This window comes from Pseudoalteromonas sp. BSi20311, assembly GCF_000239875.1.
In the GTDB taxonomy this organism is placed as follows: Bacteria; Pseudomonadota; Gammaproteobacteria; order Enterobacterales; family Alteromonadaceae; genus Pseudoalteromonas.
In genome coordinates this window covers 46,759-67,966 of the sequence record NZ_BADU01000162.1, presented here as the reverse complement: position 1 = coordinate 67,966, position 21,208 = coordinate 46,759, and the positions used below count along the sequence as shown (strand labels likewise).

Here is a 21,208-nt window from a genome sequence, read left to right as displayed (position 1 = left end):
ACTACACTCCCATAGACATATCCTAAAAATTGCACTACCATTTCTCTTTTAAAACAAAAACTTTTTGCTTATAAAACTAACTATTTGATAACTTTAACTATCAAGCTATAATTAGTTTAATAATCATGAGGTTGCGTCCTCCCCTTTGACATATAAAGATTAAACAATGGCAGCTTTTAAAAAACTTATTTTTATACAACTGATGGCTTGGTTGATTCTTGTAACCGCTGGCTGTTACTTTATAAGCCAAAATTTTGATAGCGCTATCGGTAATGCGCAAAAAAATGCACAAGCTACTGTTGAGCAATACATTAAAAACTTATCCGCAACTGACATTTCTGCTGATAACTTAAAAAGCACACTTGCAACCAGTGAAACATTTTCACGTTTTACTCTACGTGATTATCAAGGCGCAGAAGTGTTTTCAATTAGCAACACACCCAAGCTGCCTTTTATTGCTGAGCTTATTCAATCTAACTACAACTCAGTACGCCCTCAGTACGCCACTAATAATAATGCCGATATAAAAGTTGAATTTAAATTAAACATTGCTTACTTGGCTGATCAGTTTCAAACCGCATTTTTTATTGTATTTGCTATAAGCACCCTACTCGCGTTGATCCCCGTTATATTAATGAAGTCTATTGTTGAACACATTAATACCAATGTGTGCATGGGCGTTGCAGATGTTATTGACATATATATTAATCAAAACCAACTCAGTGATGATTTCGCAACTAAATTTGACTCTAGCCAATTAGAAAAATTAGGAAAAAATTTAATCCCTAGTTTTAATCGTTTATCGCACTTTTTAAAGAATAAAAACGACGATATTAAAACCGCCGCCCACACTATTAAGCGCGAAGCATATAAAGATGGCATTACTGATTTAGGTAATCGCAACATGTTTGTTGATTACTATGAAAAGCATATTGAAAACACTGAAGTGAGTACCTTTGGCTCATTGGCATTGGTGCGCTGTAGCGAGCTACAGTCAATTAATCAAAGCCGTGGCTATCAAAAAGGCGATGAATATATTAAAGCTGTTGCTGATATTATAAAAAGTATTAGCGGTACCTATACCAGCAGCCAGGTATTTCGAGTAAACAGCTCTGACTTCATAATTATACTGCCAAACACCCCACTAAAAGAAGCCGAGAGATTTGGTGAAAACCTACAATCTCGGTTTACGCAATACATGCAAAACCAAGAACTTAGCTCGGTAGCAAACACGGGGATTGTCGGTTATGAAAAAGCCAAACCACTAGGCGAACTGCTCTCTATTGTTGATAATGCAATGAGTATGGCGCAGTCAAAACAAGTTAATGCATGGCACGTACAACGCGATACTGATTTATCCAATAATGTAAGCGCAGGTTTTGGTAATCAAAACTGGCGCAAAGTGATTAATGAAGTTATTGAATCTCGAAGTGTGCATTTAGTAATGCAAAATATCATGCCTTTGGGCAAAAGCATTAAAGCCTATGCTGAAATTCAAGCCCGCTTTAAAACAGAAGAAAATCAAGCTTTGCCTACCGCTTCATTTTTAGCGATGGCTGAAAAGCTCGATATGGCCATTGAAATTGATAAGTTAATAATAGAATCGTCATTAGAAAGAATAAAATCGAGTAATTTATCTGAAAAATATTTTGGCTTAAATATTACTCCTTCAAGCGCGCACAGTGACCAATTTATGATTTGGTTAGAGCGTCGCTTACTTAAAGATACCCATATTGCTTCTAAGTTAATTTTTGAGGTGAGTGAATTTGGTCTGCAACAAAACATTAAAGCAAGCAAACGCTTTATTGACATGGTGCATCGCGTTGGTGCCAGAATTACTGTTGAACGCTTTGGTGTAGGACTCACCTCATTTAAGTTTTTCAGAGACTTAAAACCAGACTTTATTAAAATGGATGCAAGCTATACTCGAGGCTTAGAAGACGATAAAAATAACCAATACTTTATGCGGTTAATGGTCGACCTTGCACATAGAATAGGTGTCAGTGTTTTTGCTGAGGGTGTTGAAAGCCAAGAAGAAAAACACATTGTAGAGACGCTATGCCTTGATGGTGTTCAAGGTTACTACATTGAAAAGCCTAAAGACATTTAGTCCCCCTACTGCAATTAACGTAAAAAAGAGCATTTATGCTCTTTTTTACTTTTTAAAGTGTGCTTTTATGACTGTTCAGCCGTTAAAATGCTGACAGTTTTTTAATTGCAAACTCCCTTGAATTTAACCCTTTACAATTAGCCCATTATTTAACGTTGTTTATTTAACTGATAATCACTCAACGTGTTGTTAATCGCAGTAGAAAAAAGGATAATACACGGGATTTTATTAGCGTGAGGCACACATGACAGAATACGTCTTGTTATTAATTGGAACAGTGTTAGTTAACAACTTTGTATTAGTACAATTTTTAGGCCTTTGCCCGTTTATGGGTGTATCAGGAAAACTTGATACAGCCATAGGTATGTCTTTAGCAACTACTTTTGTGCTAACGCTTGCCTCTGTGACCAGTTATTTAGTAAACGAGTATATTTTATTACCACTAGATATCACCTACCTGAAAACAATGAGCTTTATTTTAGTTATTGCAGTGGTTGTTCAATTTACCGAAATGGTTGTTAGAAAAACCAGTCCAACGCTATATCGTTTATTGGGAATATTTTTACCCTTAATAACGACTAACTGTGCAGTACTCGGTGTTGCTTTATTAAATATCAAAGAAGATCACACCTTTTTACAATCTGCCGTTTATGGGTTTGGTGCCGCAGTGGGTTTTTCATTAGTTTTAGTTTTATTTGCGGCATTACGCGAACGCCTAGCCGCAGCAGATGTTCCCACTCCATTTAAAGGAGCTTCAATCGCAATGATCACGGCAGGTTTAATGTCAATGGCCTTTATGGGTTTTACTGGATTAGTGAAGTTTTAATATGACCTTGTTGTACGCTTTAATAGCGCTGGGTTTACTGGCGTTAATTTTCGGATTAATTTTAGGATTTGCAGCCGTACGTTTTCGAGTTGAAGGTAATCCTGTAGTAGAGCAAATCGATACCATTTTGCCACAAACACAATGTGGTCAATGTGGTTATCCTGGTTGTCGCCCTTATGCAGAAGCCATTGCCAATGGCGATGAAATAAACAAGTGCCCACCCGGTGGTGATGCGACAGTTAAAAAGTTAGCTGATTTGATGGGTGTTGAGGCTAAACCTCTAGCCGGCGGCGAACAAGCCGAGCCAGTTAAAACGGTGGCCTACATTCGCGAAGATGAATGTATTGGTTGTACCAAATGTATTCAAGCCTGCCCTGTTGATGCCATTGTTGGTGCAACCCGACAAATGCACACCGTTCTAATTGACGAATGTACAGGCTGTGACTTGTGCGTTGAACCTTGTCCGGTCGATTGTATTGACATGCTACCCGTTGCACCAACAAAACAAACTTGGAAATGGCAACTAGACGCTATTCCTGTTACCCAAATAGATTAGAGGTTTGAGTGGAAAAGTTACTTGAACAAATAAAAAAAGGCACCGTTTGGGCATTTCCTGGCGGCGTACATCCTCCGCAGCAAAAGTCATTATCTAATAATGCGCCTATTGCGCGCCTTCCTTTGCCTGAAAAACTCGTTCTACCTTTAAAGCAGCATATTGGCGCTAGCGGCAAGTTAATTGTAGAAAAAAGCCAGCACGTATTAAAAGGTCAACCATTAACTAAGCCTTCTGCTAACTGGTCGGTACCTGTGCATGCACCTACATCAGGCACTATTATTGATATTACGCCTATGCCATCAGCACACCCTTCTGCTTTGCCTGAATTAAGCATTATTATTGAACCCGATGGCAAAGATACTTGGTGTGAACTATCGCCTTTAGCAAACCCAGCCAATGCATCACACGATGAACTAGTTGATGTTATTCATAATGCGGGGATCTCTGGCATGGGAGGCGCAGGTTTTCCAACCTACGTTAAAGCAGATATTAAGCAGCCGATTGAGTTTTTAATCGTGAACGCGGTTGAGTGTGAACCTTACATCACGGCTGACGATACTTTAATGCGTGAACATGCCGCTGAAATAATCAAAGGTATTGAGCTCATGCAACAGCTGCTCAACCCTACCCTGTGTATTATTGGTATTGAAGATAATAAGCCCGAGGCTATCACAGCCATGACAGAAGCGGCGAAGCATAACGAGCATATTTTAATACAAACCGTGCCTACTGTTTATCCCTCTGGCGGTGAAAAACAGCTGATCAAACTACTCACTAACCGTGAAGTTCCTAATGGTGGCATTCCTGCTGATATCGGCATTTTAGTACATAACACCGGCACTTTATTTGCTATACAGCAAGCTGTATACGAAGGTAAACCGTTAATTGAACGTGTAGTTACCGTTACCGGCAATACCATACATAAGCCCGGTAATGTATGGGCTCTATTAGGTACTGAGATAAAACACTTACTGGATTGCCAAGGGTTTTCACCCGTACCACAACAGCGCGTCGTTATGGGCGGCCCTATGATGGGCTTTACCTTACCCACGGTTCGTATTGGCGTTGTTAAAACAACAAACTGTATACTTGCTCCAGATCATAAAGAATTAGCAGAGCCAGGCCCAGAAAAAGCCTGTATTCGCTGTAGTGCCTGTGCAGATGCCTGCCCCGCGTCATTACTACCTCAGCAGTTACAATGGTTTGCTAAATCAAAAGAATACGACAAACTCCAAGAACATAACTTATTTGATTGTATTGAATGTGGCGCGTGTGCCTATGTTTGCCCAAGTGAAATACCACTCGTTCAGTACTACCGCGTTGCAAAAGTTGAGATTAAAGAGCAAATTGCCGAGAAGATAAAATCTGATCGCGCTAAAGAACGCTTTGATGCACGTAAAGCGCGTTTAGAGCAAGAACAAGCTGAGCGAAAAAATCGCCACAAACGTAAACCTGCAGCTAAATCTACCGAAGAACAGCAAAAAGTAGCCGATGCCCTTGCCCGCGTTAAAGATAAAACCAGCGATGGTGACAATAAATCAGCTGTAGCAGCTGCAATTGCGCGTGCTAAAGCTAAAAAGCAAGGTGATGAACTCGAGCCAGATAACAGTGAAGTTGCAAAAGAGCGCGCAGCACGTAAAGAGCAAGCTCGCCTTTATAAAGAGCAAAAAGCACAAAATAATGGTGATGACGAAGCTGTAGATGACAAAAAGTCAGCAGTTGCAGCCGCTATTGCCCGTGCTAAAGCTAAAAAGGCAGCACAAGCTAATGAGCAAACAGCAACTGATGACACAACAAATGAATCTCCAGTTGCTGCAGATGATAAAAAAGCCGCCGTCGCTGCCGCCATTGCTCGCGCTAAAGCCAAAAAGGCAGCACAAGCTAATGAGCAAGCAGCAAGCGATGACACTGCAAGTGAATCTCCAGTTGCTGCCGATGATAAAAAAGCTGCCGTCGCTGCCGCTATTGCCCGCGCTAAAGCTAAAAAGGCAGCGCAAGCTAATGAGGAAACAGCAAGCGATGACACTGCAAGTGAATCTCCAGTTGCTGCCGATGATAAAAAAGCTGCCGTCGCTGCAGCCATTGCCCGTGCTAAAGCCAAAAAAGCAGCGCAAGCTGCTGAGCAAACACCAAACGATGACATAGCAAGTGAATCACCTGTCGCCGCCGATGATAAAAAAGCTGCCGTCGCTGCAGCCATTGCCCGCGCAAAAGCCAAAAAAGCAGCGCAAGCTGATGAATTAGCAAATCAAAGTGAAAACACTGAGCCACAAAGCAACGATGAACCTTCAGAAGGTTCACAGCAAACAGCTCAAGAAAAAAAGAAAGCCGCCGTAGCCGCCGCTATTGCTCGCGCTAAAGCTAAAAAGCAACAAAAAGAAGGAAATGATCAGTCATGAAACTAACCATGGCCAGTTCACCCCACAATCATAGTCACAAATCTGTGACACGGTTAATGTTAACTGTGATTGCGGCTTGTATTCCTGGTGTTATTGCGCAAGTTGTATTTTTTGGCACCGGTGTCCTTATCCAATTATTATTAGCGTTAGTGTGTGTAAGCGCGTTTGAAGCAGCCGTTATGTTAATGCGTAAGCGCCCTATTTGGCCTGCATTAAGCGATGGCAGTGCATGGCTTACCGGTGTGTTATTGGCAATAAGTATTCCGCCTTTAGCGCCTTGGTGGATTATTGTTATAGGGTGTTTGTTTGCCATAGTTATTGTTAAACAGCTATATGGTGGTTTAGGGTTTAATTTATTTAACCCTGCAATGGCAGCCTATGTGCTTTTATTAGTGTCGTTCCCTGTGCAAATGACTGCTTGGTTACCCGTTACAGAATTACTTAATACGGGTATTACTTTTAGCCAGCAGTTAAGCTTAATCTTTAGCGACTTTACCACGTTAGGATACAGCTTAGATCAGCTCCGAGTAGGAATAGACGGCAGCACAATGGCTACCCCACTTGATACCTTAAAAACAGATATTGCTCACGGACTAACGGTGACAGAGAGCATGCAAAAGAGCGTATTTAATGAGTGGACTGGCCTAGGTTGGGGATGGGTTAACTTAGCCTTCTTACTCGGCGGCCTTTACCTGTTAAAAACAAAAGTAATTAACTGGCATATACCAGTGAGTTTTATTGCAAGCTTAAGCTTATGCGCAGCAATTGGTTATATTGCCTCGCCAGGTACAGAGCCGGGTGTAGTGTTTCACTTGTTTAGTGGTGCGACTATGCTGGGGGCCTTTTTTATCGCCACCGATCCTGTATCAGCTGCAACCACCAATCGAGGTCGCCTTATTTATGGTGCAGCAATTGGTTTAATTGTGTATTTAATTCGCACCTTTGGTGGTTTTCCTGATGCAGTTGCATTTGGGGTGTTGCTAATAAACATAGCGGTACCGCTTATCGATTACTATACACAACCCAGAACCTATGGCCATGGAGCAGTAAAATGATTATTTCTTCAATGGTAAAAAATGGCGCAATATTGTGTGGGTTTGCATTACTAACAACGGGACTCGTTGCCACAATTAATACACTTACCGCTGATAAAATTGCAGAGCAAGAGCAATTACAATTAACTAATCAGCTTCAAGAAGTATTGCCGCATTCTAAATACAGCAATGAGCTATCGCAAGATTGTGTAATTATATCTGATCCATTACTAGGGCCATACGACAACCAAGTTATTTATCGTGCCCGAAAAGATAACGAACCTGTGGCATTAGTCATTCGTCATGTCACCCCTAGTGGCTACAGTGGTGATATAAACTTACTCAGTGCAGTATATCGCGATGGTACCATTGCGGGTGTAAGGGTAACCAAACATGAAGAAACGCCAGGTTTAGGTGATAAAGTTGAAATAAAAAAATCAGACTGGATCACCACATTTAATACAAAAACAGTACAAAGCGAAAGCGACGATCGTTGGGCTGTTAAAAAAGACGGCGGCCAGTTTGACCAGTTTACTGGCGCTACAATTACACCTCGTGCCGTTGTAGGCTCAGTCAAAAACGCGGTACTTTATGCACAAGATAACTTTGATGCTCTGTTCACAGCAGCAAACGCATGCCCAGAGGTAACGCCATGAGCGAATTAAAAACCCTTTACAAAGAAGGCTTATGGGGAAATAACCCCGCCTTGGTACAGTTATTAGGTTTATGCCCTTTACTCGCTGTTACCTCTACAATTACTAATGCACTAGGTTTAGGCTTAGCAACCTTATTGGTATTAGTGGGCTCTAATATTACCGTATCAATAGTGCGTAACTGGGTACCTAAAGATATTAGAATACCTGTGTTTGTGATGATCATTGCCGGTTTTGTAACAATAGTACAGCTGTTAATGAACGCTTACACTTTTGGCCTTTACCAATCTTTAGGGATTTTCATTCCGTTAATTGTAACCAACTGCGCCATTATTGGTCGTGCTGAAGCATTTGCCTCTAAAAATCCAGTACATTTATCTGCCTTTGATGGCTTAATGATGGGCTTAGGCTTTATGTTGGTACTGGTTGTACTTGGTGCTATGCGAGAACTGATTGGACAAGGCACCTTATTCGATGGTGCCGATTTATTACTCGGGCCTTGGGCTGCTATATTGCGCATTGAAGTATTTAGCTTTGATAGCCAGTTTTTATTGGCCATTTTACCACCGGGCGCATTCTTAGGGCTTGGGCTGTTGATCGCCGCTAAAAACGTCATTGATGCACAAATAAAATCAAAACAAGTCGCACCGCCAGAAGCTGAAAAAGGCCCTAGAGCGCGTGTAACTAGCTTAACTTAAGGGGAAAACGCATTAACTTAATAGAGCTAATGCGTTTTAAGTTACATGAATAAAGAAAAACGTCACCAAATACTTACTCGCTTACGCGACGACAATCCACATCCTGAAACGGAGCTTGAATATTCAAGCCCATTTGAGTTGTTAGTTGCCGTTACGCTCTCAGCACAAGCCACCGATGTTGGGGTAAATAAAGCCACTCGTAAATTATTTCCGGTTGCTAATACACCACAAGCCATTTTAGATATTGGCCACGACACGCTGCGTGATTACATAAAAACCATTGGGTTGTTTAATTCCAAAGCAGCCAATGTATATAAAATGTGCCAAATATTGGTAGATCAGCATAACGGTGAAGTGCCAGAGAACAGAGAAGCTCTAGAAGCCCTTCCTGGCGTTGGCCGTAAAACTGCTAACGTAGTATTAAATACGGCCTTCGGCTGGCCGACAATCGCTGTAGATACGCACATATTCCGTGTATCAAACCGTACCAAGCTTGCTATGGGTAAAGATGTGGTTGCGGTTGAGCAAAAACTCGAAAAAGTGATCCCCAAAGAATTCAAAGTCGATGTACACCACTGGCTGATACTGCATGGCCGCTATACTTGTGTAGCCCGCAAGCCCAAATGTGGCAGCTGTATTATTGAAGACTTGTGTGAGTTTAAAGATAAGGCTGAATAGCCATATGGCGAGTGCTCTTCGATCAATACGTACAATTTCCTAATGCAGGTGTCTAACTTTGGCACCTTGCACTTTCTTATACTGCAAATTAATTAAATAAACGCTTATATCTGCACCCGTACTAAAAGCAGTAATAGGCACATTTTCAAAGTATTAATTTCACAAGTATCATTCCTTTAGTTATGCTACTGAGCATAAATAAAATTATAGTGCGGACCCTCTATGTTACCCTTACTTCGTATATTGTTAATTGAGCAAGACCCCAGCATCTTAAAAGAGCTTTCGACGAATTTGTCAAAAACAATTGCTAATTTTGAGCGAAGCGATATTCATATTGATATTATTGAACGTCTTGAACTTAAAGAAGCGCTTGACTGTGTAGAAGAAGATGGCGATATTCAAGCTGTTGTACTTAGTTGGGATGTGCAAAATAAAGTAGGTGAGAAAATGTATAGCCGCTTTATCGAGCAACTAAAGAGGATCCGCCTTGAGTTACCCGTTTATGTTATTGGCGATGATACAAAAGGGCTAGAAATCGTTAATGAGTCGGAGGAGATTGAGTCATTCTTCTTTAAAGATGAGGTAATCTCAGACCCTGAGGCAATTTTAGGTTATATGATTAACGATTTCGATGATCGCTCAGAAACCCCATTTTGGACGGCATATCGCCGATATGTTGGTGAGTCGAATGATTCATGGCACACTCCAGGTCACAGTGGCGGGTCCAGCTTTAGAAATTCCCCTTATATTAAAGATTTTTATCAGTTTTATGGTCGTAATGTGTTTGTGGGCGATCTGTCGGTTTCTGTTGATTCGTTAGGTTCATTGTCAGATAGCACTAATACCATTGGCCGTGCGCAAGAGTCAGCAGCGGCGACGTTTGAAGTCAAGCATACCTATTTCGTTACCAATGGGTCGTCTACCTCAAATAAAATCATCTTGCAGACATTGCTGCGTAAGGGCGATAAAGTGATTATTGACCGTAATTGCCATAAATCTGTGCACTACGGCATTTTGCAATCAGCCAGTTTACCCATTTATTTGTCGAGTATTTTAAATCCTAAATATGGGATTTTTGCGCCACCGTCATTGGCTGATATAAAACAAGCAATAGAACAAAATACCGATGCAAAATTACTGGTTCTCACCGGTTGTACTTACGATGGCCTACTGAGCGACCTCAAACAGGTAGTCGAGTTTGCTCATCAACATGGTATTAAGGTGTTTATCGACGAAGCGTGGTTTGCTTACTCGCTGTTTCATCCAAGCTTACGTTACTATTCCGCCATTCATGCTGGCGCTGATTATGTTACTCATTCAGCGCATAAAGTGGTATCGGCGTTTTCTCAGGCGTCTTATATTCATGTTAACGATCCTGATTTCGATGCTGATTTCTTTCGCGAGATTTACAGTATTTATGCCAGTACATCGCCGAAATATCAGCTTATCGCGTCGCTTGATGTGTGCCAAAAGCAATTGGAGATGGAAGGCTATAAGTTACTCAATGCTTTGTTGAACCATGTGGAAGAATTTAAACAACAGATGGCTTCACTCAAACAAATTAAAGTGCTTGGTAAACAAGATTTTATGGAAATATTTCCACACTTTAGTGGTGATAACATGGGTCACGATCCGCTAAAGATTCTCATCGACATTAGCGAATTACCCTATTCATTAAAAGATATTCATAAATACCTTCTCGATGAAATTGGCCTAGAAATAGAAAAATACACCCACAGTACCATTTTGGTGTTACTGACTCTTGGCGGCACGCGTTCGAAGATCATTCGTTTATACAATGCGTTGAAAAAACTCGATAGTGGCAAGGTAAAACTAGCCACATCGACGCGACGTTCTCGCTTACCGGAAAACCTACCAGCTATAGACTTAGCCTGTATTCCAAGCGAAGCTTTTTATGGCGAGCGCGAATCGGTACCTATTAGCAAAAGTAACAACCGCATTTGCGCCGGTTTAGTTACGCCCTATCCGCCAGGCATCCCGCTTTTGGTTCCGGGGCAACATATTACACAAGAGCATGTAGACTATCTTAAGGAGCTTGCAGGACAAGGATTAACAATTCAAGGCAGTTTTGATGGCGAAATCTATGTTCTTAAGGGCAAAGCTAATAAGTAAAAAGTATATTTTAATAGAGTTGAACTCCTTATAACTAAACAGCAATATCACATGATATTGCTGTTTAGTAGAATAAAGAGCTGATCCTCACACTCCAAAAATAAATGAGACCAGAATGCAATGATACAGTTGAAGAACAAAAAGGCGCTCACGCTTCTGCGCGTTGCAGCTCTCATTGTTACTCTTACTAGCATATACATTCTTGCCCCTTGGCAGTTTGCTTTATATTACTTTCACCCACTGCCCGCTAACGTTCAAGCACAAACACAAGAGGCTATTGAACAAGGAATTGATGGCATTATTGTTTACATTCATAAACAAGGACAGCAACCTGAATATTTTGCAAATGGTTGGCATGATCGAGAGCAAAAAATCCCCGCATACCCTAATGCACTTTTTAAAATTGGCAGCATTCGAAAGTTATATGATGCAGCAGCTTTAACCAAACTTTCAGCCGCTGGACGTATTGATATAGATAAAACACTGGCTGATTATCTTCCATCATTAATTGGGCGCATTGAAAACGCAGATAAAATTACATTGCGAATGATGGTAAAACACAAAAGTGGCATACCCAATTACACAGACACCGATAATTTTGATTGGTCAATCACCTACCCTGATCCACTTGCATTAGTGCTCGATAAACCCGCTGACTTTAGCCCTGATGCTGATTATGGCTATTCTAATACCAATTATTTGTTGCTGCGAAAAATTATGTCTAACGTACTGGGTTATGATCATAACCAATATATTAAAGATGAAATTTTAACGCCACTGGGCCTAACGAACACGTTTTCATCAGTGCATGAAATAAATTTAGTAGATTTGATGAGTGGTTACTACGTAGGTTATGAGAATGACTTTAAAGCACTCGATCAAGGCTATGTGGCTACCGCACAAGATATAGGCGACTTTATTTTTGCTTTAAACAAAGGCACTTTTTTCGACGAACAAGAGCAAGCTTTGTATGCATCACTTTATAAGTATGAACACACGGGTTGGGTATTAGGGTATTCAAGCATTGCTCGTTATTATAAGGATATCGATACAGTCGTTGTACAATTTATAAATACTAATGGCGATGATACTGTGATGCTCACAGAAATAATTTATAATCGGATTATTGATATTTTAACAGCGCAGCGGTAGTCGTTATAAAATGGCTGCGTTATCAAAATTTATGTGAATTTTAAGAGGGTTTAAATGCGTTTACTACACACCATGTTACGAGTTGCTGATCTAGATAAATCAATTGCGTTTTATACTCAAGTGCTCGGTATGAAAGAGTTACGCCGTGCTGATAACGAAGAGTACCGCTACACCCTCGCCTTTATAGGCTACGGTGATGAAACTGACACGACAGTGCTTGAACTAACCTATAACTGGGATACCGACAGCTACGATTTAGGTAATGCCTATGGTCATATCGCCATTGAGTTTGATGATATTTATAAAGCCTGTGAAGATATTAAGGGCGCTGGTGGTAACGTTAGCCGTGAACCAGGACCAGTAAAGGGTGGTACAACAGAAATTGCGTTTGTAAAAGATCCAGATGGCTACTCAATTGAACTTATTCAGAAAAAAGAGAACATGAATAAATTTTAGTAAATTTATTTAATAGGTTTACTAACCCCTTTTTAATTATCTAAGCTCAACTCTGATACGATATTAAAAAAGGTGCTGTATGCACCTTTTTATCGTAATTGACTGTCTTTACTGCCACGCCGATTAAGCCCTTTTGAAAGCCCGCCTTTACCTTCTAGGTCAGCTTGGCAGCTTACACAATACTTAACCCCAGGTACCGCAAGTCTTCGTGCCTGTGGTATTGGTTCATCACATTCTTCACATAGCTCGGCACTGGCTCCAGAAACTAAATTACTTCTAGCATACTGCACAGCGTCATTAACGCTTGCGTCAATTTGTTCTTGAATTGCACCATCGCGTGCCCATCCACTTGCCATATAACCTCCTATTTATTTGGACGTTTATATGTACCCTAACATAGGCGAAGTATATTTAAGCTGAATATAAAGAAAGGAAAGAAACTAATAATATATAGGAGTTATTATATTAAATTATTTAATTTTGAGATTTTAACTTCACTGGATAGTTTTGAAGTAGTGATGGAAATGCAGGTAAACTGATTTTAGATACTTTTTATTAAAAGCTATATTACTAATTAATAGTAGGTGGCATACCAAGAGATTTTTCACTCTTTATTATTTCGCGGATAGAGAGTGCTGCAGTCATGCTGCTTTGTAGATTACTTAAAATAAGTAAGTGGCGTCCCCAAGGGGATTCGAACCCCTGTTACCGCCGTGAAAGGGCGGTGTCCTAGGCCTCTAGACGATGGGGACGCAGAAATTGGTTTGCAAATCACTGATTTGCTATTTCTGCGTAAGATTAGCCGAGCCTGCGAGGCGAATGGCATTATCTTCTCAGAAACATTTTCTGTGTCACTAGGACAACTGAAAGTTTAGACTCGATTCAGACGAGCTTTAATAACACTACCCTACTGTATAATAGTAAGTGGCGTCCCCAAGGGGATTCGAACCCCTGTTACCGCCGTGAAAGGGCGGTGTCCTAGGCCTCTAGACGATGGGGACACTAAAAAGTGTCACTAGGACGATTGATTAGTTTAACTCACATCCTGAGCTCTTAAGGTAATGGCGTATAGTACAAATAAAGACTCGAGCTTTATGTGTTACGCTATTTTCTCGGTAAAACCGCCTTTAACTAAAAAGTTAAGTGGCGTCCCCAAGGGGATTCGAACCCCTGTTACCGCCGTGAAAGGGCGGTGTCCTAGGCCTCTAGACGATGGGGACACAGAAAACTGCTACCCTAGGACAAACACTAAAAATTGGTGGAGCTATGCGGGATCGAACCGCAGACCTCTTCGCTGCCAGCGAAGCGCTCTCCCAGCTGAGCTATAGCCCCAACTTATTCAATACGCTCGGTGATAACCACGTCGTGTATCGCTTAGTGCGGGGCGCATTCTATGCACCCCCCAAAATAAAGTCAACAGTTTTTTGTGCGACATTATTTAAATGGTTTAATTTTCAACAAACTGGCTATCATACATGCTAAAAAGTAGATTTTCATACTACTTAGTAACAATGAGCTTCGTTAAGTGTGCCACATTTAAGTTTGAGTTGAGCATAACGACCCTATAATACTAAAAGCACCTATTCACATCGGACTCAAAAGGTATACATTTATATGCAAATTGAGTTATCACTGCTTTTCTCCTAAAACGGGCCTACTTCCATCATAGCCTAGCTGGATTTTATTAAATGCTAATTGTAAAGCTTAACTATGCTAAGCGATAAACAACTTGCTAATTTGAGTGGTTTAAACAATTGAATAACATAGGCAGGATGATCTGAACTAGAAAGCTTTACTTTGATTTCTTGGTTGCAACCCTGACTCGGCAAATCAATTACCACTAAATTGAATTAATTTTCATCCTTAAAAAGCAACAGAACTCGCTCTAGTGAATATAAATATAGTTATTTTAACCCCTAGCCAAAGCTGCTTATTGTTCGTTTTATGTTACCTTGTTGATAAAGTGAACACTATTTGCATTGCATTGATTATAAAAGCTTCATTCAGTACATTTTTATCATTCAAGTGTTGACACATTTACAAGTCTATCTATAATAGCGCCCCACAACAACGCAGCAATGTGGTGTTGTTTAGATGCGGGTGATTAGCTCAGTTGGGAGAGCATCGCCCTTACAAGGCGAGGGTCACTGGTTCAAGTCCAGTATCACCCACCACATTCTAATGTGTCGTATCTAAGTTCTATATGGGTAATTAGCTCAGTTAGAAATAAGAGAGTGTCATCGTTATTTACAAATAACGGCGAGGTTCACTGGTTAAAGTCCAGTACTATTTTTTTTAATAGTAGCGTTTTAATTTATATGTGGGTGATTAGCTCAGTTGGGAGAGCATCGCCCTTACAAGGCGAGGGTCACTGGTTCAAGTCCAGTATCACCCACCACATATAAAGTCTATTATTATGTTAATAGTCATGTGTAAATTTGTAATATGGGTCGTTAGCTCAGTTGGGAGAGCATCGCCCTTACAAGGCGAGGGTCACTGGTTCAAGTCCAGTACGACCCACCATTCTTTGAATGGTGCATATTACAAAAATCTAAATCCTCCAGTACCACCTTACATTTTAATATTCATTATCCTCCACTTTTTTAGTTCAAGTTCAGTATTAATTACCATTTAGAAATTCGTTACCAAGTAATTATTCGGTTTCAAAAAATCAGTATTCCAATCACATACCAAAAATTTATCTTTCGAGTTTTATTATCTCCAAAATCATTTTGTTTAAACTTACTTTATTACGCGTGCTATTCATTTACTTTAAATGGGTTTTTAGCTCTTTTAAGGTAAAAATATAAACCTTTAGAATTAATTTGCTTAATAAGCTCTCATCTTCGAGGCGAATCTTTAAATTACCTTGTAAGCGTCTAAACTGTTGATTATAGTCTGTGTTAAATTCAATTACGCTTAAGCCAATGTCTAAAAATATTTTCAATGAAGCAAAAATACTGATTGTAGAAGAGCAGCCACTTGCTCAAAGCTACATGAAACAGTCGCTCGAAAAAATTGGCTTTGGACATATGCGTTTTGCAGATCATGCTCTAGCGGCAAAAGAACAATGCTTACATGAAGAATTTGACTTGGTAATTTGCTCTTTTAATCTAAGCAAACGCCAAGATGGCTACCAGCTTTATGAAGAATTACGCGCTAAAGCATTAATAAAACACTCTACTGGGTTTATTTTTACATCTGCGGAAACTAGCGGAGAGTTAGTTCACAGTGTATTAGAACTTCAACCCGATGACTTTTTAGTAAAACCCTTCTCTGTACAAGAGTTAAGAGTGCGCATAGAGCGTATTCTCAAACGTAAAAGCGACTTAAAAGCTATATACACTTTAATTGATGACGACAACCAATCTAAAGCACTAAAACAAATTAATGCCCAACTTGAAAAAAGTAATAAATACAGCCCTATTCTACTTAGATTAAAAGGTAATATTTTACTGGCGTTAAAGCAAAACCAAGAAGCGAAAGACTTTTTTAAATCAGTTTTGAATATTCAAAAGTTTGCGTGGGCAAAAGTAGGATTAGTAGAAGCTTTAATCGCTAACAATGAGCATATTTTAGCTCAGCGTATGCTTAAAACAATGCTTGAACGTAATGAAACTCGACTTATAGCCTTAGACTTATTAGGCCGTTTAGAGATAAAACTAAACCAATTTGATTTAGCACAAGACTTTTTAAGTCAAGCGGCACATATTGCCCCGCGTAACATAGATCGTCAAAAATCATTGAACAGCGTATCGCTCATTAATAGAGATTATGAAACCAGCTACTTAACTCAAAAAGATATTGCCACTTACGCTAAGTACTCTATGCATGATAGCCCAGATATTTATTTAAATGCCGCTCGTGCTGGGATTGATTTTGCATTGACCACAGATCAAACTGACCAAATAAACAGGATATCTCGTCAAACAAATAAATATATCAATGAACTAAAAACACAGTTTCCAACCAGCAACGCACAAACCCAAATTGATGTACTTAATGCGCGCCTTTATTATTTAAAAGATGAACATAAAAAAGCGAAACAGCTCATTGAGCAGCTTGATGACAACGATACTCAGATACGTTCAGTAGATGGTGCCCTTGATAAAGCAAAAGCACTACATGAACTAGGATTTCACCAAAAGGCGCAAGCCCTGTTTAGCCATATTATTGATCATTGCGAGCGCCACCCAAGTAGAAGCGACGCTACCTACTTGCGTTATATACAACAACAGCAAAGTGAAAGACGTGATATTAAAATGGGGCCGAAAGAACTTAATAATCATGCTGTTAAACAGTTTGAGCGTGGCCAATTGAATGTTGCCTTAGAAGCATTTAGCCAAGCCTTTAGAGTCATGCCACACAATCCAAGTATTGCGCTTAACTTGTTACAATGTTTGGTCGATAAATCAAAAAAACATGGTGATTCTTTCAATAGTGTATTAGCTCAAAAGTGCTTTAAACTATTAAAAAAATCACCCTTAGCAGAAGAGCAATCAGAGCGGTTCGATAAACTACTTCAGATTGCTAAAGAAATGAAACTAGAGATTAGTTAGAGCCTGTTTGGCATTAATGCTACGTTATCGCCTATTTATGGGGAGTAACCACACCACATAGGCGCTGCCTTGCCTAAATCCCAAACAAACCGCTGCAAATTTAACCTTGAAAGGTCAACAGACCCTAGAGCTTTTTCATTGCCAGTGCGTTTACACAGTAGCGTAAACCAGTAGGAAGTGGCCCATCAGGGAAAATATGCCCTAAATGCGCATCACACACATTACAAACAACTTCAACTCGCTCCATGCCATGACTATTATCCATGACATAACCAATCGCTTCCTCAGTTGCCGGTTGGGTAAATGAAGGCCAGCCGGTGCCACTATCAAACTTTTCATCTGCATCAAATAGTAAGTTGTCACAACAAACACACACATACTTACCTGGCTCTAACAAGGTACAACTACTCGAACTATTTGGTCGTTCAGTTCCCTTTTTACGGGTCACATAATATTGCTCTTCGTTTAACAGTTCGCGCCATTGCTGATCTGTTTTAACCACTTTTCGAACCGGTGTTGGATTACCATGGTTGGCAAAATTAACAATATCGTTCCACTTCAACATAACAACCTCATTACGTTATTAATTTAACTAGCAATCATTTACTTGTAGTCTGGTACGCCTGTGGCTAATACCACGATCAACGCTATCTAAAGACTATAGTGTGCTTTTCTGTTGCTGTAAGTATACGGCTTACATAGGCATGCAATTGGGCTTGACTGCCAGGAATGCTCACGCTTAATTGTCTGTCATTATTACTGTGCACTATTAGTTCATCGTTTCTTATTTCTATCGACTCAATATTACTGATGACTAACCAATGCGGGCCATTTTTTTTATCAAACAGCCCTGTTAAACTAAAAACAAATAAGTGCTGCGCATCGCGTTGAATAAAATTACGCAGCGGATTGCGCATTTTAAACAACGGCGTTAATCGGTAACAACACGAACAAAACACCACAACCCACATTACTAACCCAGCTTTAAACCAAAGGAATTCGCCTAAAGAAAAAAAATAGCCACACGCTATAATTACGAGCCCTATTAAAGCGACTACTTGTGCTATTTTTTTATTAATACTGTGCATAATCTCGCTTACTTTTTATCGGTTGCTTTTTCTGTCGGCTCAGGCCAATCACTAAAAAAAACACTTAAATAACGACTTTTTGCCAAATACCACAACACCCATAATACAATCACCATTTGCACAGCTAAAAATAGTGAGAAGCGATAATGGCTGTGGGCAGCTTGAATACTCAACCACGACAAATCAATTAACGCACATACAATGAGTGGCCAACGCATATACCGCCAAATACACGCCAAGCGTTGTGTTGCTTGATGCGAGTCTCTTGGTCTGCGTAAACAAAATAAAATAGTAGGTACAATCGCTACTGCACCGATCGCTATAGCAATAAAAAAATCATTTTTTGATCTAAAAAACAATGACATTAAATCAAGCTCAGGTCGACGACTCAACGCGGCTATCACCCAAATAAAATAGGCACGCAATAGTACTAAAATACTCAAGTGGAATGCTAATGGCGTACGATAGCTACCATATTTATCCCAGTATTCAGGCCCATATCGACTCACAACTGATTTTTCCTATCGGCAATAGTGCCCAAAATAAAAAATGCCACTAATAAGGTAAGCGCTAACCACTTAGTGCCAAAAAACAATAAAGCTTTAGTTAGCAGTGGGCTTAACCACACCACTAACAAGCCAAAGCCAAACGCAGTTATCAACACAAAACACGCCACCCTAATAATAAAGTGGCGCCTAGCTACCACCCCTTTGGTTAACTTTAAAATGTCATCAGCATAAAGCGACACTAAGCACACCATTAAAAGCAGTGATAAATGCGGCAAATAGCCCTGTAACCATTGGCCTAGGTCAATTAACAAGGTATTAAGTATATTTGTAAAACTAGCCATTATGAGTCTCTAACAAAGTAATTAAATCATCCTCTGTCAGTATTTCTATACCAAGCTCTTGCGCTTTGGTGAGCTTAGAGCCGGCTTTTTCGCCCGCCACTAAGGCATCTGTTTTTGCTGAAACACTGCCAGAAACCTTGGCGCCTAATTTTTGTAGGCGCGCTTTTGCATCATTACGATTAAGCGTATTAAGCGTCCCAGTTAGCACATAAGTTAAACCCGCTAGCGGCTGTTCTTGCTCTGATGGCGCTGTTAACTGTGGCCAGTTTACTCCTTGCGCTATTAATTCGTTTACCACTGTCAGGTTATGCTCTTCAGTAAAAAAGCCGCGAACATGCTTCGCCACTATTTCACCTACATCGCTTACTTCTATTAGTTGTTCAATGCTGGCATCAATCACGTTTTCAAGCGTTAAAAAGTGATTAGCCAAATTCTGAGCTGTGGCCTCACCGACCTCACGAATACCCAGTGAATATAAAAACTTTGCTAAGGTAGTGGTTTTAGCATCATCAAGCGCCGCAACTAAGTTTTTTGCTGATTTTGGTCCCATTCGTTCAAGTGATTCAAAATGTCCCTGCTTTAAAATAAATAAATCAGCAGGGGTTTTGATCAGCTCTCGGTCAACTAATTGATCAACAATTTTGTCGCCTAAGCCGTCAATATCTAAAGCCTTACGTGAGGCAAAATGTTTAATCGCTTGTTTGCGCTGTGCTTGACATACCAAGCCGCCTGTACAACGTGCAACAGCTTCACCTTCAACCCGCTCAACGTGCGAGTCACAAATTGGGCACATAGTTGGAAACACAATCTCTTTTGCATCGCTTGGGCGTTGTTCAAGCACTACTTGGGTAATTTGTGGGATCACATCCCCAGCGCGACGAATAATCACAGTGTCGCCCACTTTTACGCCTAAACGGGCAATTTCATCAGCATTATGCAGCGTTGCATTCGATACCGTAACACCACCAACAAATACCGGCTCTAGTCGCGCAACAGGGGTAATAGCCCCAGTACGCCCTACTTGAAACTCTACATCTAGCAAGTGTGTTATTTCTTCTTGCGCCGGAAACTTATAAGCAATAGCCCAGCGCGGCGCACGTGCAACAAAGCCCAGGCGCTCCTGTAGGGCTTTTTTATTTACTTTTATTACCACGCCATCTATTTCATACTTTAGCTCGCTACGGCGCGTTAAAATGTCGTTATAATAGGCAAGCGCGGCCTTTGGGCCTTCAACTAATTTTGTTTCTGGGCACAGTGGTAATCCCCAGTCGGTAAGCTTGGCAAGTTGCTGGTAATGATCTTCAGGTAATGTGCCATCGGCGACCAATCCGGTGCTGTAGGCATAAAACATTAGTGGCCGTTTTGCGGTAATTTTTGAGTCGAGCTGACGTAAACTGCCCGCTGCCGCATTACGTGGATTTACAAAAACTTTGTCACCGCGCTTTTCTGCTTCGGCATTAAGCTTGTCAAACCCAGCGCTATCCATAAACACTTCGCCGCGCACTTCAAGCTCACGCGGGTAATCATCACCGCGTAGCTTTAATGGCACATTACGAATGGTTTTTACATTTTGGGTAATATTTTCGCCAGTAAAACCATCGCCACGGGTAGCTGCTTGCACTAATACCCCATCACGATAAATAATCGATACCGCTAAACCATCCAGTTTAGGCTCACAGCAAAATGTAAGCTCATCTGTGCTCATTAAACGCTCTTTAATACGACGATTAAAACCGCTAAATTCGTCTTCACCAAAGGCGTTATCTAGCGATAACATAGGCACTTGGTGTGCTACTTGCTCAAACTTGGCAAGCGCCGCCCCACCTACTTTTTGCGTAGGTGAATCGGCTGTTAAAAACTCAGGGTGGTGGGTTTCTAATTCACTCAGTGTCCGTAACAAGCGATCATATTCGGCATCGGGTATGCTGGGCGTATCAAGCACATAGTAACTGTAATTGTGTTGCTCAAGCGTGGTACGAAGATGATTAATTTGTTCACTAATGCTGCTTGCCATGT

General features: G+C 40.6%; 18 protein-coding genes and 7 tRNA genes. 15 read left to right on the top strand and 10 right to left on the bottom strand.

The features are described from left to right. Positions 1–166 precede the first annotated feature (166 nt). The 11 genes from P20311_RS17235 (at position 167) to gloA (ending at position 12,695) form a co-directional block, all read left to right on the top strand. The gene (locus tag P20311_RS17235; protein WP_008115246.1) at positions 167–2,110 is read left to right on the top strand and encodes an EAL domain-containing protein; all 1,944 of its coding nucleotides are present in this window, start codon (positions 167–169) and stop codon (positions 2,108–2,110) included. 244 nt (positions 2,111–2,354) lie between these two features. After that, a complete protein-coding gene (gene rsxA, locus P20311_RS17230; RefSeq protein ID WP_008115244.1) occupies positions 2,355–2,936 on the top strand; it encodes an electron transport complex subunit RsxA in 582 nt (193 codons plus the stop codon). A gap of 1 nt (position 2,937) precedes the next feature. Beyond that, the gene (gene rsxB, locus P20311_RS17225) at positions 2,938–3,492 is read left to right on the top strand and encodes an electron transport complex subunit RsxB (RefSeq protein WP_008115242.1); all 555 of its coding nucleotides are present in this window, start codon (positions 2,938–2,940) and stop codon (positions 3,490–3,492) included. Positions 3,493–3,500: 8 nt separating this feature from the next. Next, entirely contained in the window at positions 3,501–5,891 is a 2,391-nt protein-coding gene (gene rsxC / locus P20311_RS17220; RefSeq protein ID WP_008115240.1) for an electron transport complex subunit RsxC, read from the top strand. Beyond that, positions 5,888–6,946 carry an electron transport complex subunit RsxD gene (gene rsxD / locus P20311_RS17215; protein WP_008115238.1) on the top strand — a complete coding sequence of 353 codons (1,059 nt, stop codon included), beginning with the start codon at positions 5,888–5,890 and terminating at the stop codon, positions 6,944–6,946. The genes rsxC and rsxD overlap by 4 nt, the downstream gene beginning before the upstream one ends. After that, positions 6,943–7,581 carry an electron transport complex subunit RsxG gene (gene rsxG / locus P20311_RS17210; RefSeq protein WP_008115237.1) on the top strand — a complete coding sequence of 213 codons (639 nt, stop codon included), beginning with the start codon at positions 6,943–6,945 and terminating at the stop codon, positions 7,579–7,581. The genes rsxD and rsxG overlap by 4 nt, the downstream gene beginning before the upstream one ends. Next, positions 7,578–8,276, top strand: a complete 699-nt coding sequence (locus tag P20311_RS17205; RefSeq protein ID WP_008115234.1) for an electron transport complex subunit E — start codon at positions 7,578–7,580, stop codon at positions 8,274–8,276. Before rsxG ends, P20311_RS17205 begins: the two co-directional genes overlap by 4 nt. A 45-nt stretch (positions 8,277–8,321) precedes the next feature. After that, positions 8,322–8,954 carry an endonuclease III gene (gene nth, locus P20311_RS17200; RefSeq protein WP_008115233.1) on the top strand — a complete coding sequence of 211 codons (633 nt, stop codon included), beginning with the start codon at positions 8,322–8,324 and terminating at the stop codon, positions 8,952–8,954. Positions 8,955–9,176: 222 nt separating this feature from the next. Next, a complete protein-coding gene (locus P20311_RS17195; protein WP_008115231.1) occupies positions 9,177–11,087 on the top strand; it encodes an aminotransferase class V-fold PLP-dependent enzyme in 1,911 nt (636 codons plus the stop codon). Between the two features lie 120 nt (positions 11,088–11,207). Further along, positions 11,208–12,239 carry a serine hydrolase gene (locus tag P20311_RS17190; RefSeq protein ID WP_008115228.1) on the top strand — a complete coding sequence of 344 codons (1,032 nt, stop codon included), beginning with the start codon at positions 11,208–11,210 and terminating at the stop codon, positions 12,237–12,239. 54 nt (positions 12,240–12,293) lie between these two features. Continuing rightward, on the top strand, positions 12,294–12,695 hold the full coding sequence (gloA, locus tag P20311_RS17185) for a lactoylglutathione lyase (RefSeq protein ID WP_008115226.1): 402 nt from the start codon (positions 12,294–12,296) through the stop codon (positions 12,693–12,695). Between the two features lie 89 nt (positions 12,696–12,784). On the opposite strand, the gene P20311_RS17180 is transcribed toward gloA, so the two are convergent. The 5 genes from P20311_RS17180 to P20311_RS17160 form a co-directional block, all read right to left on the bottom strand. Continuing rightward, the gene (locus P20311_RS17180) at positions 12,785–13,051 is read right to left on the bottom strand and encodes a DksA/TraR family C4-type zinc finger protein (RefSeq protein WP_008115225.1); all 267 of its coding nucleotides are present in this window, start codon (positions 13,049–13,051) and stop codon (positions 12,785–12,787) included. A gap of 320 nt (positions 13,052–13,371) precedes the next feature. Beyond that, positions 13,372–13,447, bottom strand: a tRNA-Glu gene (locus P20311_RS17175). Between the two features lie 173 nt (positions 13,448–13,620). Next, positions 13,621–13,696: transfer RNA gene (locus P20311_RS17170), tRNA-Glu, on the bottom strand. 143 nt (positions 13,697–13,839) lie between these two features. Beyond that, positions 13,840–13,915 (bottom strand) — tRNA-Glu (locus P20311_RS17165). Positions 13,916–13,951: 36 nt separating this feature from the next. Next, a tRNA-Ala gene (locus P20311_RS17160) sits at positions 13,952–14,027 on the bottom strand. A gap of 766 nt (positions 14,028–14,793) precedes the next feature. Here P20311_RS17160 and P20311_RS17155 point away from each other — a divergent pair. The 4 genes from P20311_RS17155 (at position 14,794) to P20311_RS17140 (ending at position 17,254) form a co-directional block, all read left to right on the top strand. Further along, positions 14,794–14,869, top strand: a tRNA-Val gene (locus P20311_RS17155). Positions 14,870–15,017: 148 nt separating this feature from the next. Then, positions 15,018–15,093 (top strand) — tRNA-Val (locus P20311_RS17150). A gap of 49 nt (positions 15,094–15,142) precedes the next feature. Beyond that, positions 15,143–15,218: transfer RNA gene (locus P20311_RS17145), tRNA-Val, on the top strand. Positions 15,219–15,622: 404 nt separating this feature from the next. Then, a complete protein-coding gene (locus P20311_RS17140; protein ID WP_008115221.1) occupies positions 15,623–17,254 on the top strand; it encodes a response regulator in 1,632 nt (543 codons plus the stop codon). A 124-nt stretch (positions 17,255–17,378) separates the two neighbouring features. Here the strand turns inward: P20311_RS17140 and msrB are convergent, their stop codons facing one another. From msrB to ligA, 5 genes are all read right to left on the bottom strand, one after another. Then, complete coding sequence (msrB, locus tag P20311_RS17135) at positions 17,379–17,819, bottom strand: peptide-methionine (R)-S-oxide reductase MsrB (protein WP_008115220.1); 441 nt, start codon at positions 17,817–17,819, stop codon at positions 17,379–17,381. A gap of 82 nt (positions 17,820–17,901) precedes the next feature. Continuing rightward, the gene (locus tag P20311_RS17130) at positions 17,902–18,342 is read right to left on the bottom strand and encodes a hypothetical protein (RefSeq protein ID WP_008115218.1); all 441 of its coding nucleotides are present in this window, start codon (positions 18,340–18,342) and stop codon (positions 17,902–17,904) included. 8 nt (positions 18,343–18,350) lie between these two features. Beyond that, the gene (locus P20311_RS17125; RefSeq protein WP_008115216.1) at positions 18,351–18,851 is read right to left on the bottom strand and encodes a DUF2919 domain-containing protein; all 501 of its coding nucleotides are present in this window, start codon (positions 18,849–18,851) and stop codon (positions 18,351–18,353) included. After that, positions 18,848–19,192 carry a DUF3392 family protein gene (locus P20311_RS17120; RefSeq protein WP_008115215.1) on the bottom strand — a complete coding sequence of 115 codons (345 nt, stop codon included), beginning with the start codon at positions 19,190–19,192 and terminating at the stop codon, positions 18,848–18,850. The genes P20311_RS17125 and P20311_RS17120 overlap by 4 nt, the downstream gene beginning before the upstream one ends. After that, positions 19,185–21,206 carry an NAD-dependent DNA ligase LigA gene (ligA, locus tag P20311_RS17115; RefSeq protein WP_036934284.1) on the bottom strand — a complete coding sequence of 674 codons (2,022 nt, stop codon included), beginning with the start codon at positions 21,204–21,206 and terminating at the stop codon, positions 19,185–19,187. The genes P20311_RS17120 and ligA overlap by 8 nt, the downstream gene beginning before the upstream one ends. Between the last annotated feature and the right edge of the window lie 2 nt (positions 21,207–21,208).